Source organism: Enterococcus sp. AZ197, from assembly GCF_050556405.1.
Lineage (GTDB): Bacteria > Bacillota > Bacilli > Lactobacillales > Enterococcaceae > Enterococcus > Enterococcus faecalis.
The window spans coordinates 1,784,226-1,803,287 of sequence record NZ_CP187873.1; the positions used below are offsets into that span (position 1 = coordinate 1,784,226).

Consider the following 19,062-nt stretch of genomic DNA (forward strand, 5'->3'; position numbering starts at 1 on the left):
TTTCAATCAAACATTTATAAATTAACTATTAATCTTTTTTCTTTTTAGAGTACATAAATTTTTTAATTGTTTCAAACAAACCTTTGACTATTTCTAAATTCACAACTAATAAAATAACCAAACAAACGGCCTGTAAAACCATTAATACTGATCCATTAAATAAGAAAATTAATAAAATTTGAACACTTAAAACAACATGATTAGCAATTAAATTCATAAAGTTTATTTTTACAGTAATAAACTTACTTGTATCATAAATTCGAATCATCCACCCCACAAACAAGCTAATCATCGAAGCCAAACCAACACCTATCAACCCAAAAAGAGAGATAAAAATATAATTTAAAATGATACTTAAAACACCTGAAACAATTGAAGTATTCATTAATCCTTTTGTCTTTTTCTCGGCAATATAAAACTGACCATAGAAACCAATGAATCCGGAATAGATAGCGGAAACTAGTAGAAACGGGGTAACTTGCCAACTAATAAAATATGAACTCTGCACTAAATTAGCTAATAACCATTTTAAAATAACCATAATTGAAGATGCCGTAAGAAACAGAAGAAAACTATAATACTTGAATATATTTGCATGAAATTCTCCTCGTGTTTCAGAATCTCGTTCATCAACTAAAGAGATTTGCCAAGCTTGAGAAAATACAGACTGCATCATCGAAATAATTGAAGGTATTTTATTTGCAACGGCATAAATACCATTAGCACTAACCCCTAAGAAATAAAGGATAAAGTAACGGCTAGCACTATTAACAAACCACCATAATACATCATTAGGAATTGTCGGAATAGAAAACCATAGCATTTCTTTCATGAACGATTTACTGATTAACTTAACAGAAAAATCCTTGAAATATGGAGTCGTTATAGTCAAGTAAATTAATGAAACTATTTCAGCTAAAATAAGCGAAATCAAGTACCCATTTAGTCCCATTTTTAAAACAACTAGAAAATAAATATTTAGCAAGCCAATCGCTAAAGTTTTAATCATTCCATTAAAAGCAAATACGCGTACTTGACCATTACCTCGAGCAAATTGTGCAATAATTTGAGTAAATACTTGAAATGCCAATAAAAACAAAAATGCCAATAAAATTTTGTCAAAAGCCTTTGTCGCTGCCAACAACGGATAGCATACGGCAGTCAGCAAAATTCCTATTAATGCAATAACTGTAGCATTAGTAACAACAGATTTTTTATCTACTTCCTTGTCTAAAGCGAATCGCAAAACTGCAACAGAAATGCCACCAGAAACAATTGGAATCATTAAACTAACTGTTGTTGTTACTAAATCTACTTGACCATATTCTTTTGTCGTTAAATAGTAAGTGTACAATGGTACTAAAACAAAAGAGATTAATTTACTTCCTAGGTTCCCCACTGCAAATATAAATGAATTTCCTACTAATTTTTTATATTTACTCATAACGGTACTCTACGACCTTTCGGAATGAATTTAAACTTTTTAAATATATCATTTTTTACTATACCTCATATATTATTACTTGGACATCTCTTCCAATAATCGATCACCCAATGATTGACTTGCATGACCAGATTCTGAAATACCTAATCTATCTTTAAACGCTGTCACTTTCGTTAGATAATCATCCATGTTGAAAGTTTTGACACTTTCAATAAATCCACCTTGATTAAACGTTACTGGGAACGGCAAATCTATTAAGTCCATTACTAACCCACGATTTTTTTTATATTTTTCATAATCATAAGCATAAATAAAACACTTCTTATTAGAAACTAAAGCCTCACCAATAGTAGATGAATAATCTGTTACGAGCGTATCCGTTGCACATAATAACTCTTGCATATCATTATAGCTTGATGCATCAATAATATTAGGATTCTTCAGGTTTCCTAATATCAATTCCTTATTTTCCGTATCATTTGGATGCAGGCGAACAAATAGCACATATTCTTCTTTAAACTTCTCTGAAAATGTTTTTCTTATTTCTTCTAAAAATAAAGCATTAACTTCCACTAATTGTCCCGCTCTGAACGTTGGCGCGTATAATATAATACGTTTTTTCATTGATAAATCGTAGTAGTTGTATACTTTTTTTATAATTGCTGGATCATTGTTTACGATAATGTCATTTCTAGGAACTCCCTCTCTGAATATTTCTCCATCATACCAGAACATCTTTCCAATATCTTTAAATAAACTAGAACTTTCAAATACCAGTAAATCACACATTTTAGAATCTTTTTTTGCTAATTTTACATATCTTGGTTTTAATTTTTCAGCAGCATTATTTTCAATTCTCTTTAATCCAAAACCAGCATGCCACGTTTGCAAATAAAATTGATTTTTTCTTTTTGGCGGATAAAAACTTTTTCTAGAGTTATCTATCCAAATTTTTGCAGTAAAGAGTTCTATCAATGCTTTTACAGATTTGTTTTTCACCAATCTAATTTCTTTTGGAAATAGATTAGCTTGTGTTTTCAGCACTTCAGGTTTACATAACCAGACTATTTCTAAATCACTACGCTTTGATAAAAGATATTCACAAATATATTTAGGGTTATCTCCATATCCTTTTCCAAAGTAACTTGAGACAACTATTTTATTTTTATTAATTGGTCTCATTAGCAAAAAAGGATAGCAGCAATAAAATACTGCATACCTTCCTACTCTAAGAAAAAGACTTTTGAAAACAAACAATAGTCTAGATAGCTTTGACTCAACTTGATTAATCATACTATTCCCTCTTGTCTTCAATCTTATTTACTTCATCAAAATCACCTAAAATTTTACCTAGTAAAAACCAGAATAAAAAGGCACCTGAGATATTTACCAAAATCATTTCATTATGGAAAAAGCCTGAAAAAGCTAGAGCGAACACACCACAAATACAATAAAAAATTCTGCTAGACAAGAAATTAGTAATCGGTTTAAATAAATACTTTATTACTCTAACAACTTTACCTAAAAGAAATACTACAAAAGTAATTCCTCCTAAAATTCCTGTAGATGCTAAAGTATTTAAATAAGCATTATGGACTGAAAAATTTCGTTGAGCAATATACGTATTAGGTAAAATATCTTGTGCGTAAGCAATCATGTTTTTCGGTGAAGTTCCGAATAACCAACTTGATTGAAATATCTCTATAGCACTTTTCCATATTGTAAAACGCAAGTTTGAAACATCAGTACTCTTAGCAACATCTGGTCTGGTCAAGTCAACTCTTCCTTCAAGCTTTCCAGATACTTCTTTCTTGTCAAAAAACTGTGGAAAATAAGACCAACCTGCTTTAATTAATTTTGTTATTAAATATACAGCTCCAATGACTACCAAGCCGCTAAAAATAGAAATCAATACAGAAATAAATAGATTAACTTCTTTTTTCATTTGGTATTGATACATCCCAAAGAAAACAAAAACAAATGTCGTCATTAATAAAGTGATCAGTCCATTTCTAGAACCAGACAAAATAATATAACTCACATTTAAAAAGATTGACAAAATAATTCCCGATAGTAACCACTTGTTAGTATATTTTTTGCTAAATAGATAATATAAACTTAAAAAAATTGTAACGACACACATGACAGAAGCATAATTAGGATCTGAAAAGACACCGAACAGTCTTCCTTCTAACATTCCTATCCTTAATGGATTCACTCGACTTAACTGAATAGAATAATGATACTGTGTTAGAAACATCCCAAGTGATACAATTACCAACATTGTCCATACTGTAATTAATAAACTACTTATTATTGATAATAAGGTATCAGTATTTTTCTTACTTGCACTAATTCCGTTGTCATAAATAATAAAGAAATACAAAGCTTCCCAAATGATAAATTTTAAATTCCCAAAAATACCATATTTTATATTGACAATACTGGATATAAGCATAATAACCATGAAGAAAAGAAGCAATGGATCATACGTCCAACGATTTTTTTTCAATATCCTTGTGAAAAAATCAGCAGCTAAGACAATGGCTCCGAAAAGAGCTAGCATTGAAAATAATACATTATCAATTTTAGAAGGCAATAAACTATAGGCTCCTACAGCTCTAGCCATTAATAGCAAAAATAAACCAATAATAAAAATATCTTTCCCTTTTTGAAGAAAATAGCTTTCTTTTGTATCCATAAAATTCATTCTTCTCCTGACGTATCTATTGTTTAATCATTTTTTTTAGTTAAATGATTATATTTAAATTTTGCTAATGCATTGTAACAAGAATCATTGACTCTTAATGCTAGCATTGATAATTTGCGACCTTTAGTGAACACGTGATTTTTCATCACGAAAGTGAAATTTGAGTATAAGAATCTCTTTATTGATTCTCTCTGCTCATTAAAATTCTTTTCATTACTAATTGCCATCTTATCTAGGACATCAAAATATGCCCAGCAAATCCTTCTATGAACAGACTCAGCTAGTTCAGGATAACTGTTGTCTACTAAAACTCCATTGTGTTCCCATGCTTCAATAACATCAAAATTTTTCTCCGAAAAAGACAAACCAGTAATACTATCAGCTCTACGATAGTAATAGTATTTTTGTTCTGTATTCGTAACAATTTTTTGGCATTGTAAAAGTAATTCTATAATGATAAATGCATCTTCCACAATTTTTCCTTTTGGATATCTAACTTTATTGAAAAGTTCTTTTTTATATAGCTTATTAACAGCATAAGCATATACATCTGTACTATCAAGAACTGCTTGAATTGCCTCATTTTGAGACAAAATTTTTATCTCTTTTTTATCCGTTAGTCGAGATTCTCTGTTTTCATAAACATCAATCATCCCAACAGTAGCTAATTCTGCTTCATAAGTTACTATCTGATTATACAACGTTTCATACATATCATCCGCAATGTAATCATCACTATCTACGAAACCTAAATACTCACCTGTCGCTATCTCAATTCCAGCATTGCGAGCATCGCTTAGTCCACCATTTTCTTTATGGATAACTTTTACCCGTTGATCTTGTTCAGCAAACTGATCACACATTGCTCCAGAACTGTCTGGAGAGCCATCGTCCACCAGAATTAATTCAAAGTCAGTAAACGTTTGAGCTAAAATAGAGCGTACACATTTTTCTAAATATTTTTCTACATTGTATACAGGAACAATAATACTAATTTTGGGCATATCAATTTCCGCTACCTTCTAAAATTTTAATTGTATGTTTTAATGGTTCTTCCATACTGTCGTACAGTGGCCGCCAACCTAATGCATAGATTTTTTGATTGTCTAGTAGTGCTTTTGTTGCTTTAGAAAACCCTTGTTTTTCTTGGGCGGTGGCTTCTCCATGAATCACTTTTGTTCCAGCCACATTGGCTAATGTTTCCGCAAAAGTACGTAACGTAATATCGCAATGTTCGTTTGAAACATTGTAAGCTTCCCCTTTTTGCCCTTTAACTAATAAAAACAGAAGAGCAGATACAATATCTGCAACATATGCATAAGAATATAGTTGGGTCCCTGCACTTTTTAACACAATGTTTTCTTTATGGACTGCATTCATAATAAATTGAGAAGAAGCTTTACTATCCGAAAGTAACATCGTAGGCCCGAAAGTACGACTAATTCTTGGAATAACAACATCAATACCATATTTCTGAATATAGGCTTGACATAATGATTCACTTGCTCTTTTTCCTTCGGGATAACCGGCCCGTAGCGTGTTACAGTCAATATAGCCGCAATAGTCTTCCGTAAATTTATCAAGATCTCCACGATTTTCTCCATAGATTTCAACAGTTGATAAAAATAACACTTTTTCACTATTCGCTTTGACCGCATAATCTAAAATATGCTGCGTACCAGCAATATTGGTCATAATCGTTCCAATTGGATCACTGGCATATGATTTAGGATGTGTATTACTAGCACAATGCAACACATAGTCACAAGCTTCTGCTATCTGAATTTCTTCTGTGACATCTCCGATAACTATATGGAATAACGGATCTTCTAGATAACTAGTAAATCGCTCTTCTAAACGCGACAATGTTCGTCCCATCGCCCAGATCGAAATATTCGCATTTCTCGTTTTATTTTGGTACATAAGCACATCAATTAAAAAGGTCCCAATCATGCCTGAAGCACCAGTTATAAAAACAGATTTATTAGTTACTTTCGTCCAATCTGGTGTCTTCTCTAAAACTCGTTCAACGTCTGATAAATAATTATCGTCTGTAAATAACATGGTATCCCCTCCACTACTCTTCTTTCATTTTCAAGAAGCCTTTAAATAACTGTAAGTCATCTTGTGTGGTTAACTTAATGTTTTTATCTGAGCCTAAAGCAAAATACAATGTTTCGCCTAAATCCACCATCATAGTATTCGTATATGACGATTCAGAAATACCAATATTCTCACGGAATGCTTTTTCGTAAGCCCAAGTTAATTTTTCAAATTTATAGGCTTGTGGCGTTGACACGCGACGTAATGTTTCACGATTAATATATTGTCGAGTTGTTTCCTCAGTTTCTTTTACAAAAATTTGTTCATTATATGGCAACGAAGTCACTGCATTGCCGTATTCTTGACACTTAACAATTACATCAGATAAAACTAATTCATCAACTAATGGACGAATTCCGTCATGGATAACAATAGTATCTTCTGGGTTTGAATGTTCTTTTAAGAAATTAACCCCATTGTTAATTGATTCTTGACCAGAATTCCCCCCTGGGATAATCCATTGTAATTTGTCAATATGGTACTCTTTTGCATAGGCATCTAGTGTTTGTTCCCAACCTTTTTTACACACAACTAAGATTCGATCAATGAGTGGATGCTTTTGAAAAGATTCCAATGTGTAAATAATGATTGGCTTTTCCTCTACCATAATAAATTGTTTAGGAATCTCCTGCCCCATTCGTTTACCGACCCCACCGGCAATAATTAAAGCTGTAATCATTTGATACAAAATCCTTTCTCTAACTAGTCAACAACTAGTTTTATTTCAATTTTGTTTAACTTATATATTCATCAACACAGCCAAAACTGCATTCAATCTTTTACATTTTCTCATAACTATCAGTAAGTTTCAATAATTTATCGTAGACCTTAATCGAACTGTAAATATTGGCGGTGTTTTATTTTATATATTTTAATAGTCTTAGGCTTTATCGTATTTCTTTTTTTATTTAGATATTGATTGAATAAAAAGATGATTGTTATGCTTTTCATCAATTTTAACAACACTTTTAGCCCCTTTATAAATAGCGAAAATTTTTGACCAATAAAATCTTTTTCTCTATAAAAAAACACCTTTGTCGAACTCGTATAAAAATAAGTTCAACAAAGATGTCAATATATAGTTAACCCTTCAAATATTCTCTTTACTTTAATTAATTAGGCTGTTTATTGACGGAGAGCTTAACCTACTTTTGCTACATACCACTTATTAGCAGTTAAATACCCTTGGTTCGTCTTTAACCTTGGTATACCATTATTCGTATATTCGATTGCTTCAACTTCAACAATCGTATTCTTCTTAACGGCCTGTCCTTTTTTAGTAAACTCAACATTATTGTAGAAGCTATCATCAATTAAGAGCTTAACTTTTTTTGGATTAGTAACAAAGTAATTGTTATTGGTATTTCCAGCAGCTGTCACATAGTTTTTATTTGCAGTAAGATAGCCTTCTTCTGTCTTCAAGCGAGGAACACCATTAGAGGAATACTCAATGCCCTTAACTGGAACGACAGTCCCAGAGGATAAGGTTCTGCTAGCATTACTAAACTCTACATCAGTATATAGTTTATCTGACACTCGCATAATAATTTGGTGCGGGTTTTCAGTAAAGTAATTATCTGAATTTGATACCAATTTTGTAACATATGTTTTGTTAGCAGTTATATAGCCTTTTGCAGTCTTTAATCTAGGCAATCCGTTTTCAGTATAATCAACACTTAAAACTTTGATTAATGTATCTTTGGAAACAGACTCACCTTTTTTACTGAAATTTACATCTTGATAATAATAATCATTTGTTTTCATAACTACATACTCTGGATAATCATATAGATAATCTTTGATATTTGGTACAACTTTTTGGGCATAACTTTTATTCGCTGTTAAATAACCATTTTGGGTAATCAAACGAGGAACTTGATTTTCACGGTATTCGATTCCCACAACAGGAACTAAACTTCCCTTGGAAACAGCCGATCCTTTATATAAGAAGTCTGGATCCCCATAAAAATTATCACTATTTTTCATAATAATTTGCCCTGGATTAACCGTATGATAGTTGGCAATCCAAGATCCAGTAGCTACTACATAGTTCTTGTTAGCCGTGAAATAATACCCATTTGCCGTCTTCAATCTAGGAATTCCTGATTTTGTTTTCTCAATAGCAGTTACTTTTAAAACACTGCCTGCAGTTACTTTATTTGCTTTTGTCTTGAATTCTACATCTTTGTAATAGGTATCTTCATTTCTGGTAATTACTTGTCCAGGATTAGATGTGTAGTAAATATCTTCTAACCCTTTATATTGTTCAACTATATTTTTATTTGCAGTCAAATATCCTTTCGCTGTTTTCAATCGAAATATACCACTTTGAGTATAAGCTAAATCTTCAACTTCTACTATTGTTCCCTTCGAAACCTTAGACAACCTTTGCTTAAATTCTGGGTCAGCATAGAAATAATCATCGCTTTTCAAACGAACTTTTTTAGGATTTGTCGTAAAATACAAATCAATATTGCTTTGTGCTGCTAATACATAACCTTTATTTGCTGTTAAATAACCTTGATCTGTAACCAATCTAGGAATTCCTGCTGAACTATATTCAATCCCCTTAATGGTAACTAGTGTATTTTTTTTAACTCGCCAACTAGGAGTTCTAAACGCCACATCTTGGTAAAAAGTATCGTCATTTTTCATGATCACTCGACCTGGATTAGTTGTGTAATACTTACTTAAGTCAGGCCCACTACTATTACCCATATTTAAAAAATTACTATAGGTCATGGAAATATCAAACGGACGCCCTTCATAATTAGCTAAACCAGGGAAATACATTTGCGAAGACCATTGCCAAGCACCATGGTCATTATTCCACTGCATGGAACTATCTGGAGTATATGGATATTGCGCTACCCATACTCTGTCTCTTCCGAAGGCGGAGGTGTCGATATAGCCATTTGTTAACCACCATTTGCCAACATACAACGCATCATTTTTATACCCTAGTGCCTTTAATTGCTGGTTAAACGCAACAGAATTAGCATGGGCGTTTCGCCCATTGTTTGTAAGCGTTGGATCTTCCGCATCATTAAACATTATGGTATTTTTATCTAAGCCAGAGTTAGCCGCCGCCTGAGCAAAATATCTTGCTTCATCTTGTGCTGTCGCAGCAGAGACATACATACTATAGTGATATGCTGAAACTTTTAAGCCCGCAGCTTTGGCATTTCTAATTTGGCCCGCAGCATATGGATTAACATACCAAGTTCCTTCTGTCAATTTAACCGAGACACCTGTTACACCATAGCTTTTAATTTTTTGATATTCAGCTACTGAAATGTCTCCATTCCAACTAGAAACGTCAATAAAATTCTTGCCAGGCAAATTAGGATCATTCGCATAGACGTTCGCAACTGTTGCTCGCGCTACCCTAGAAGAAATGCCGTTTTTCATAGCATATGTTCCTTTTTTATGGTTCGTTCCTTCACGTGCTGCTTCTTGATAATCCGCTTCATCTTGGTCAATGGTCTTTTTTTCTACTTCAGAGCTTTGTGATGCTTCTGTTTTACTATCTGTTGTGTTTGTTTCTGAAACAGAAGAATGTTCTTCCGTTGTACTATTTGTTGAAGAATCAAGAGACTCTTCTTTTGTGCTTGAAGTAGAACTATCTCTTTCAGAGGTATTTTCTTCTGTAACAGAAGATGTATCCTCCGTTGAATTAGTCGTTGTTTCTGACGTAGCTTGAGTGACCAAGCCAGTCTCCCCCGTTGTTTCTGTTTTTACAAGCTCTTCTCCTGATGCAATCACACTAAAACTATTTAATAATACGGTACAAATTAACATACCTGAAATGATTTTTTTCATGAAACTCTCCTTATATATTTAATAATATGTATCTTTCTTAAACACTTGCCATTCGCTCTCGAAAATGTGTATCCTATAACCTTCAACTAATTGTTTTCACATTTTAAAACTAACACCAATTATTATCTCATACCTTTATTTCAAATTCAATTACGCTTTTTTAACATTCCTATATCAATTTTTTACTTTTAAATGGTAAAAAGATGAAAACAGATCTTTAATCGATTGTTTTCATCTTTTATTTATTTTTTAAGATATTCTGTGTACGATTTTTTAGTATCAACAATTAGCGCTTCATGATGGGGTTGGCGATCTTCCTCTGGTGGCAATTGCATATAATCCCCAAAAACCTCTGTTAAGTAGCGCTTGTAGCCCACTGGTATTGGCATTTTTGTATCTTCAAATGGAACAAAAATAGCAGATTTAAAATCTTCCAAATGATAAATATTACCCATGTAGCGTGGTCCGACACATAATTCTGTAACATAAGGAGTGGAGCCGAAGGAATACTTAGTCATTCTTTTTTCAGCAAAGCACCAAATATGATAGCGAACCTTTTTCGATGGAAAGATATTCAATAATACCCGACTCCCCGTTGCTAAAATGCCACCATGTTTTTCTGGTACCACTTGTGAACAGAATAAAGCATAAATTAATGCCCAAATTTTTTGTTTCTTCCTTTGAAAATTTCCTTTTGGCGCACCATCTAAAGGAAAAATATCGATAGGAATACCATGAGGAATCGCTAATCCATCTTGATAGGTTTTAATAAACGTTGTCTGTGTATCCCTAATTGTCATAAATGAATTATGATCATTATAAGTTTTTGAAGCAACTAACAATGGATAACGTTCTGTATCTGCATATTTAGGCCAAAGCACTTTTAATTTTTCATAATCTGGTCTTGGCATAAAGAAATCTAAGTCATCATCCCATGGAATAAAACCTTGACTGCGGATTGCTCCAATACAACCGCCTCCACAAAAATAACAGGTTAGATTATGTTCTTCACAAAAAGCCACAAAATATTTTGACATGCGTAAAACGACTTGTTGAATTTTTACTAATTGCGTCTGTGTTGTTTGTTCCACTTTTCCTTTTCCTCCCTATTCATTCTTTGCATATTTAAATGTTGTATAGAATAAAAAACGCATTAAGTAGAATGAACTTTTAATAACTGAAAACTGTTCATTTTGACGCAAAATTTTCCAAACCCAACTGATTGTATTCCATTTGTTAGAAGATGTAGAGGTGGTTAGCTTACGATAAATGGCTAATTTTTCGTTAATAAAATAGACCGTATTTATTTCTTTCAAAATGTTTAACCAAGTAGCATAGTCTTCATGTTTTAAATCCGGCATTAAATGGCGTTTAAGCAGATTAGATTCGACTACGACTGTTAAGCAGCCGATAGTATTTGTTTTTAAAAGATCTTGATAGGTTTGTGGTCCCTCACTAAAATTACGCTCATGAGTAATGTTGCCATTTTCATTACATACAAAATAAGAACTACATGTAAATAAAAGTTTTTTTTCTTCCATCCACTTGACTTGAACTTCTAATTTATTAGGAAGCCATAAATCATCACTATCTAAAAAGGCAATATATTGTCCCTTTGAAGCTTCAATTCCTTTATTTCTGGTCTTTGCAATGCCCATGTTCTGTTCATTTTTCAGTAAAAAGATTCTTGAATCTTTTTCCATAAAGGCAAGTGCAATATCAATAGAATCATCTTTACTTCCATCATCAATGAGTAATAATTCCCAATTCTGATAGGTTTGTTCCAGAACGCTTTCAATAGATTTTGATAAAAATTTGCCAGCATTGTACATGGGCATAATAATTGAAACAAGTGCTGTTTCCATTTGTTCACTCCTCGTTGCATTTTATGTAAGAATGTAACAGTTTATATTATCGCATAGCTCTTTTATTATTTCAACGTTCCTTGTTTCCAAAAAAAGTTTGAGACATAAGCTTAAATAACTTATGTCTCAAACTTTTAACGGTAAATTCTAATAGCATTCTCTTTACAATAATCCATCGTCAATTCTTCACGTTCTTCAGACTCATCCAATCCTCTTGATGATACTTTATCAAAGAGAATTTTGATGGTTTGAAGCAGAATTTTCATATCCAATAGCAATGAATAATTCTTGATGTACAGTAAATCAAAGTTCAATTTACTATTGTAGTCAGAAGCATACTTCCCATAAACTTGGGCATAGCCAGTAATCCCCGCACGTACATTGTGACGTAAATAGTAATTCGGGTTTTCCTGATTAAATTGATCAACAAAGAATGGTCGTTCAGGACGTGGTCCGACAATGGACATATCCCCGCGAATAACATTGATTAGTTGTGGCAACTCATCAATACGTAAAGCGCGCAAGTATTTACCAACTGTAGTGACGCGACTGTCGTCACTTGTAGATAAGACTGGGCCTGATTTTGCTTCTGCTGTTGCCGACATCGTTCTAAATTTTAAAATCGAGAACTCACGTTGATCTAATGTAATCCGAGTTTGTTTGTAAATCACTGGTCCCGGTGAGGTTGCTTTGACTAAAATCGCTGCAATAAGCATTAAGGGGGAGGTAATCACAAATAGGCAAACAGAGACTAAAATATCGAATAAACGTTTAATAAAATTCTCTTCTGGTTGAATTTCAAAACTTGAGACTTCGATAATACTTTCATCTTCAAAGTTCATCATGTTTGGTTTTAACATAATTAGATTTTCAAAACTTGTATCTAAAAAGATTTTTTTCTTGTGTTTGACAATTAATTGATACAATTTTACTTTTTCGTTCTCATCAACATTACTTGAAATATAAACAATATCGATTTCATCGATAATTTTTTTTAAGTTTTCATAGTAATTGCTGACAACAACGCTCGTTACTTTATGCTTGTTATTTTTATCAGACATAAAGTTTTGAATTGACCGCATAACTTGATTTTCTTTACCTAGTAAAACAACTTTTCGCTCATTGCTGACCTTTAAGTAAAGATAATAAACAAGAATTCGCCAAAGACTTAGAACAATAATTCCGATTATAAAGGAATATCCTAAAACAGAACGTGGGAACGTAAACCAACGTCCGGCAAATGTCACAATCATAATCGTTAAAGTCATTAAAATTTGACCAATCACCGTGACAAAAATGATGTCACTAATTTTGCGATTATAAAAAATATACGCACCTAACAACAAATTCAAAAAGATAAAAAAGATTGAAATGTAAATTGCAGATTTTTCATAAGCCACAAAGTTAAATGAAGGAATTTCTCGGCCAAATTTCACCATAAACCCTAAGATGATTGATAAATTATAGAGCAAAACGTCTGCTAAAATAATTACAATTCGTCTTGCATTACTCCATTCACTTTTTGATGTCATTAAAAACTTCCTCTCTTCACTTCCAGTAATTACATTATTTGTAATAACATGCAACCCCTATATTACCATAATGTCAGCGGACAAGAAAGTTCTATAGGATGAAAATTATCTGCGATGTCTTTGGACACGACTTAATTCTTCAGGTTGGTCCCAGCCCTCTTCGTCAACAGGTGCTATCGGGCGCTCTTCATTGCTAACAGGACTTGTTTGTTTCACTCGTTTTCTTCTTTTAGGTGTCGTTGGTCTTTCATGTCTTCCTCGTTTTTTCTCTGGCCGGAAGTAGAAGGCTAGCCCAAGGAAACTATAAACTATCGGCATCCAATGAGGCGCTAATAAAATATCTTCCATAAATGAATGAATCCAGATTAAAAGGAAGCCTAAAAGTAAACTAACTTGCAAACAATCCAATGTTTTTTTGCGGAAACCAATCAATAAAATCATACTGACTAAAAAACCAAATAAAATCAGATAGCCAATGACACCAAAATTACTTAACGTAAATAGAAAAGCATTATGTGTCCCCAGCGGTTTCCATGAGGCCACAAAAGGCTCCATACCGACTTTAATATGTTGAGGATCAGATAACCATTTAGCAAAAAACTCATGCCAAATTCGTTCTCTTCCTGTAAATAAATCCACAGTATCCGATTCCGCACATAAGTAAAATAACAATGGTCCCAATGCAGCTACTCCGACAAAACCAAACAGCCAAACTTTCGAACGTTGCAAGAAACGTTTTGGTAAAAGATTATCCACCAGAATAAAACCAACTAAAATGGCAAAAGAGGTTTTGGATTGACTGACCCATGTACCTAAAACACCACCAATGTATACAGGTAAAAGCAGCAGGTTAAAAACCTTATTTCTATATGCTTTGATCAAACTACTGGCCATCATTGTTGAAAACATCAACGTTGCACCAATCGTATTGGTATTAATCCAAATACTTTCTAGTTTATTTGATTCTTTAAAAATTTCGTCTGCTGGAATCAACTGTGGCAACTCCACGGACATCCGATACAAAGTCGCACTCAAAGCAACTAAAGAGACAATTAATAAAAGCGTTTGATCCACACGGTCAAAGACACAAACTTTAAAACAAAGGACCAACAAAATAATTAAAGGAATCATTGTATCTGTTTGCATTGTGCTATGACGGATTGATTCCGTAAAGTGAAACAAGAGCCAGGTGGCTAACGCCAACGCAACGGTTAGCCAGTCAATAAATTTTAATTTCGTACAATTTAATAGCAGTACAAGTATTACTGCTATTAATAATAAAATTGAACTATTGGCATACATATATTTTGTGACTGGCGCATCAATTCCTACGACCCACATCGTATACGAGCCGATCATTGTAACTAATAAAATAAGTCGACCGATTCTATTCAATACTTTTCCCATATTCAAACCTCATTCCATGAATGAATCACTAGTCGTTTATTCGATAAATATATGCCCCGTTCTGATCAGGTCCATATAATTTTTCAAAATGAATCGTTGGTGTGTCTAACGGTTCTAATGGTTTATAAACGACCGCATATTTAATCCCATATTCTTTTAATTTTTCTGGAGATAAACGAGCAATAATCGCATCTTTTTGCATCAACTCTAAAACAGGGGTCTGATTTCCTACTTCAACATTGATGTGCGCATAGCGATTATAAATAAATGTGTCTTTTCCTTTTGGATCTAATGGTTTCCAAGCCTCTAAGTCAGGTGTAAAAGCAACACCGTTAAATGTATGCACACCTAACATTGGCAAATAGCCATACATCAAGCGTTCGCCCACCCACAATTGGTTGGGGTCTTTTTTGTTAATTTCTTCCACTTCTACCGCTAATTTTTTACCATAGACAGCAGAAACGCCTCGAGAAATTGGATTAACAAAGGCACCAGAAACCATAATGATTCCTAATAAGACAAGGACAAATAACGTGCGCCAACGTTTAAATAAAGCAACAATTAAAACGGTAGCGACAACTAAGACACCAATGATGTCCATTCGTGTAACGTATAACCGTAAATTGCCCGTATATAAAACAAAGAAATACAGAACAACATTTAATCCTAGCGCCCCTAACCAGGCCATCATTGGAATTTTTGCTTGGCGATTCCATAAATAATCGATGAACCATAAACTCAACAAGACAGCTGCAAACCCGAAGGATAACATCGCCCGTTGTTCTGGCACATAAGACCACAATGTCAACTTAGCAAAAATTGTTGGAAATTGCACGCTCATCCAAACTAAGTTAAATAAACAATACACGAATAAGACAAAACCGTAAATGTTTTCTTTGATTTTTTTATAAAAAATAAATGGTGAGAGCGGCAAAATAACAAAAAATAATTGATAAAAACTACTGATTTCCGAATTATTTGAATATGGAACATCTTGAAACGGCATTTTCCAATTTGTTAAAAATAACAAAATATCGCGTTTAGGCATATCGCCACCTAAACTTACCCGTTTTCCTGGATAAGCGGTATCCATTACTGCTTTTAAGGAATCCAATGAGCCATATAACGATCCGCCAACAATAATCGCCGTCATCAAGAGTGCCCCACCTATCAGGACCCCATCCCACTTATCCAACTTAATTTTTTTACGAAATTCTAAAAAGAATAAAATTAAAAATAATAAAATCAAATAACCAAGTGGTACTTGTAACGCAGGATAAATAACTAAAACAAATCCTGAGGCCATAATAACAGCCGTTATCGCACAAATGACACGACGTCGAACACTACTATGATAATAGAAATAATTATAAATTCCCACTAAAAAACCTAAGCCAAAAAATACTAAATCTCCAACTGGCGAGACAAACCACCATTGAAGGGCCGAAGAAAACGGAATCCAAACACTTGCTAACAAAGCTAAATATTTATTCCGCCGTGTGACGATCAAGCCAATTTCAAAAGAAAATAAAATTAAGCCAATTAATTTAAGATTCCAATACCATGATAAGCCATATTCTTTGCCTAATAGTACATAGCCCCACGTAAAAGGTTTCGCTAACGTGGCCAAATTCCACGCTGGTGAATTATAGCCTACCACCATGTCTTGCCCATTTAACGTAATCACATCATTATGTGTTTTCAAACCTGTTTGTGTTTGTGAGAGGCTAAAGGGGGTTTGAACGAGCCATTCATCCGAGCGAACACCTCTTGGTTCACCAGCAATTAATGAACTTTTTTGACCATCTGCATATTCAGAAACATACGCATCCCACATGTTTAATGAACTACCATGGACTTTAAAGGCTACCAGTAAAATAAAAATGACTGCCGCTAGCAGATAGCGCCAGCGTAACAAATGATCAACCAAGCGAGCGCTCTGCTCAGCTTGGTTGCGTAATGGTTGTTTTTCTTTTCTTGTAGTTAGTTGTTGTTCCATCTTTTCGCTCCATTTCGTCATCCGCAATTGCATCTAGTCAATTCGTAATGAAAAGTTGGGAATATCCCTTGTCAGATTAGGATTATAAAATGGATCATTTTCAATTAAAGGTCCCCATTTTTCTTCCATCATCACTTTTTCTTGTTCAAAACGTTTTTTCTTTTTGCCTTTATCATCATATCCACGAGTTTGAGATTCAAAATGATAAAGCTCTGCTTCATGAAGCCAGACGTTGTCACGTCCTAAAGCTTGGACTTTCAGGCATAAATCAACATCATTGAAAGCTACAGTAAACGCTTCTTCAAAACCACCAACTGCATCAAAATCTGCTTTTTTCATAAGTAAGCATGCGGCAGTTACTGCTGAATAATTAACATTAATAGCTAACCGACCAAAATAGCCTAAGTCACCATGGGGATAACCATAATGACCATGTCCAGCAACACCACCTAATCCTAAAATAACGCCTGCGTGTTGGACCGTATTATTTGGATACAATAATTTCGCACCTACACAGCCAATCCGTTCTTGCTGAGCAAATGAAACCATCAAGGTTAACCAATTCTCTGTAATCACTTCGGTATCATTATTTAAAAATAATAGATACTCTCCGTGCGCTTTTTTCGCTGCACGATTGTTAATAGTTGAGAAATTGAATGGAATATCGATTGATTCAACGAAAAAGCGACCAGGTAATTGTTGTTCAAATTCTGCATATAATTCGTGCATTTTTGGATCTGTACTTCCATTATCAGCCATAATAATCTCGTAATTTTGGTAGGTTGTTTTTTCAATAATCGATGAAACACAACGTTGTACGTCTTTATAGCCATTTTTAGTTGGAATAATAATTGAGACTAACTTTTCAGATTCAATGTCATAATAAACATCGTATAAGCCATTCGCCGCCCCATGCGTTGCATGACCATTAATTCCTCGACGAACGAGCGCATCTTGCACGGCTCTTAGCCCCGCTTCAAAAGCATAACCTTTGGAGCCTTGATCCACTGCTGTTGAGGTTGGCAGCATCCGCCAATAGTAAAGAACTTTTGGAATATGTTTGATGCGTTCTTTTGTCGTTTTTTCAGTAAATCTTAAGACTAAATCGTAGTCTTGAGAACCTTCGTAACCTTTTCGAAAGCCGCCAATTTCTTCTAGAATACTCCGACGATACACGCCTAAATGCGAAATGTAATTCGTTCCTAAAAGTAAATCAGGTGACCAATCTGGTTTAAAGGCTGGATCAGAACGATTTCCATCCATGTCAATCTTATCTTCATCACTATAAATTAAGTCCAGTTCTGGGTTTTCATTCAGCACTTTAACCACTTCATAAAAAGCATTGATTGCTAATTCATCATCGTTGTCTAGTAAGGCGACAAATTCTCCTGTAGCAATCGCTAAAGCAGAGTTGGTCGCTTCGGAAATATGACCATTTTGTTCACGAAAGACGACCCGAATTCGCTCATCCAATTGTTGGTACTCTGTTAAAATCTTTTTGACATTGGGATCTGTTGAGGCGTCATCGGCCATACATAATTCCCAATTAGTATAGACTTGATTCAAAATAGAATCAATGCACAACCGAAGCCATTTTTCTTCAACATTATACACTGGCATCGCAATGGAAATTTTAGGTTGGTAATGAAATGTTGCGATTTCTTGTGTCATCGCTTCTATGTCTAGTACTTCATTTCTAGCTAACCAGTTAGGATACGAAGCTTGATTTCTCAGTTTCTCAATTTTCGCTCGTTGAATGGTATGAGAAATACCATTTTTAGCCATATACTTAAATCCTTTTTTGGCTTTTATCCAAAGACGAGTCACTTTATCTTCTGTCCCTGGAATCACTGGATATTTTTTATTCAAGGGAAAATCCACCGTTACAACATGTGCTGATGATTGAAAATGAAAAGGGAGTACTTTTTTTTGTTTAATTCCTTCAAGTGTAACAACAAAGCCAGCTTCAATCGCAGGCTCTGTTTGATAAATTTGATTAACATCTTCACGTAAAACGCGCTGAATGTTATAAGCGGACACTTGGTTTTCATTATTAATTGTGAAAGTTGGGCTTTCTTTAGTGATTGTATCTAACGCCCAACCTGTAATGGTTAAATTATTTGTTGTTTTGTCGCGATAGATACTATCAAAGATCACCTTAATGTCTTCATTCATGTGCA

Annotated in this window: 13 protein-coding genes; all 13 read right to left on the reverse strand. The window is 33.8% G+C overall.

Annotated features, from left to right (window positions below; genetic code table 11):
* Nucleotides 1–28 precede the first annotated feature (28 nt).
* Entirely contained in the window at nt 29–1,444 is a 1,416-nt protein-coding gene (locus tag IGK82_RS08675) for a lipopolysaccharide biosynthesis protein (RefSeq protein WP_002407481.1), read from the reverse strand.
* A 75-nt stretch (nt 1,445–1,519) separates the two neighbouring features.
* Nucleotides 1,520–2,737, reverse strand: coding sequence for a CDP-glycerol glycerophosphotransferase family protein (locus IGK82_RS08680; protein WP_010709665.1), 1,218 nt, complete (start codon nt 2,735–2,737; stop codon nt 1,520–1,522).
* Nucleotide 2,738: 1 nt separating this feature from the next.
* Nucleotides 2,739–4,145: an O-antigen ligase family protein gene (locus tag IGK82_RS08685; protein ID WP_223302463.1), complete on the reverse strand. Its 1,407-nt coding sequence runs from the start codon at nt 4,143–4,145 to the stop codon at nt 2,739–2,741.
* Between the two features lie 32 nt (nt 4,146–4,177).
* Nucleotides 4,178–5,158 (reverse strand): glycosyltransferase family 2 protein, encoded by a 981-nt coding sequence (locus IGK82_RS08690; protein ID WP_010708829.1) that lies wholly within the window; start codon nt 5,156–5,158, stop codon nt 4,178–4,180.
* A 1-nt stretch (nt 5,159) separates the two neighbouring features.
* A complete protein-coding gene (locus tag IGK82_RS08695) occupies nt 5,160–6,218 on the reverse strand; it encodes an NAD-dependent epimerase/dehydratase family protein (protein WP_002378507.1) in 1,059 nt (352 codons plus the stop codon).
* Between the two features lie 13 nt (nt 6,219–6,231).
* Nucleotides 6,232–6,936: an IspD/TarI family cytidylyltransferase gene (locus tag IGK82_RS08700; protein WP_002378508.1), complete on the reverse strand. Its 705-nt coding sequence runs from the start codon at nt 6,934–6,936 to the stop codon at nt 6,232–6,234.
* A 461-nt stretch (nt 6,937–7,397) separates the two neighbouring features.
* Nucleotides 7,398–10,079: a DUF5776 domain-containing protein gene (locus IGK82_RS08705; protein ID WP_002378509.1), complete on the reverse strand. Its 2,682-nt coding sequence runs from the start codon at nt 10,077–10,079 to the stop codon at nt 7,398–7,400.
* A gap of 242 nt (nt 10,080–10,321) precedes the next feature.
* Complete coding sequence (locus IGK82_RS08710; RefSeq protein ID WP_010709667.1) at nt 10,322–11,170, reverse strand: LicD family protein; 849 nt, start codon at nt 11,168–11,170, stop codon at nt 10,322–10,324.
* Nucleotides 11,171–11,185: 15 nt separating this feature from the next.
* The gene (locus tag IGK82_RS08715) at nt 11,186–11,944 is read right to left on the reverse strand and encodes a glycosyltransferase family 2 protein (RefSeq protein ID WP_002379610.1); all 759 of its coding nucleotides are present in this window, start codon (nt 11,942–11,944) and stop codon (nt 11,186–11,188) included.
* A gap of 134 nt (nt 11,945–12,078) precedes the next feature.
* A complete protein-coding gene (locus IGK82_RS08720) occupies nt 12,079–13,476 on the reverse strand; it encodes a sugar transferase (protein ID WP_025194136.1) in 1,398 nt (465 codons plus the stop codon).
* A gap of 105 nt (nt 13,477–13,581) precedes the next feature.
* Nucleotides 13,582–14,883, reverse strand: coding sequence for an EpaQ family protein (locus IGK82_RS08725; RefSeq protein ID WP_010709668.1), 1,302 nt, complete (start codon nt 14,881–14,883; stop codon nt 13,582–13,584).
* Nucleotides 14,884–14,911: 28 nt separating this feature from the next.
* A complete protein-coding gene (locus tag IGK82_RS08730; protein WP_002383759.1) occupies nt 14,912–16,915 on the reverse strand; it encodes a DUF7657 domain-containing protein in 2,004 nt (667 codons plus the stop codon).
* Complete coding sequence (locus IGK82_RS08735; protein ID WP_010709669.1) at nt 16,916–19,057, reverse strand: glycosyltransferase family 2 protein; 2,142 nt, start codon at nt 19,055–19,057, stop codon at nt 16,916–16,918. It lies immediately after the preceding gene.
* Nucleotides 19,058–19,062 lie beyond the last annotated feature (5 nt).

Coding starts and splice junctions, on each gene's coding strand:
- IGK82_RS08675 (WP_002407481.1), bottom strand. CDS start 1,444: ATGAGTAAATATAAAAAATTAGTAGGAAATTCATTTATATTTGCAGTG.
- IGK82_RS08680 (WP_010709665.1), bottom strand. CDS start 2,737: ATGATTAATCAAGTTGAGTCAAAGCTATCTAGACTATTGTTTGTTTTC.
- IGK82_RS08685 (WP_223302463.1), bottom strand. CDS start 4,145: ATGGATACAAAAGAAAGCTATTTTCTTCAAAAAGGGAAAGATATTTTT.
- IGK82_RS08690 (WP_010708829.1), bottom strand. CDS start 5,158: ATGCCCAAAATTAGTATTATTGTTCCTGTATACAATGTAGAAAAATAT.
- IGK82_RS08695 (WP_002378507.1), bottom strand. CDS start 6,218: ATGTTATTTACAGACGATAATTATTTATCAGACGTTGAACGAGTTTTA.
- IGK82_RS08700 (WP_002378508.1), bottom strand. CDS start 6,936: ATGATTACAGCTTTAATTATTGCCGGTGGGGTCGGTAAACGAATGGGG.
- IGK82_RS08705 (WP_002378509.1), bottom strand. CDS start 10,079: ATGAAAAAAATCATTTCAGGTATGTTAATTTGTACCGTATTATTAAAT.
- IGK82_RS08715 (WP_002379610.1), bottom strand. CDS start 11,944: ATGGAAACAGCACTTGTTTCAATTATTATGCCCATGTACAATGCTGGC.
- IGK82_RS08720 (WP_025194136.1), bottom strand. CDS start 13,476: ATGACATCAAAAAGTGAATGGAGTAATGCAAGACGAATTGTAATTATT.
- IGK82_RS08725 (WP_010709668.1), bottom strand. CDS start 14,883: ATGGGAAAAGTATTGAATAGAATCGGTCGACTTATTTTATTAGTTACA.
- IGK82_RS08730 (WP_002383759.1), bottom strand. CDS start 16,915: ATGCAATTGCGGATGACGAAATGGAGCGAAAAGATGGAACAACAACTA.
- IGK82_RS08735 (WP_010709669.1), bottom strand. CDS start 19,057: ATGAATGAAGACATTAAGGTGATCTTTGATAGTATCTATCGCGACAAA.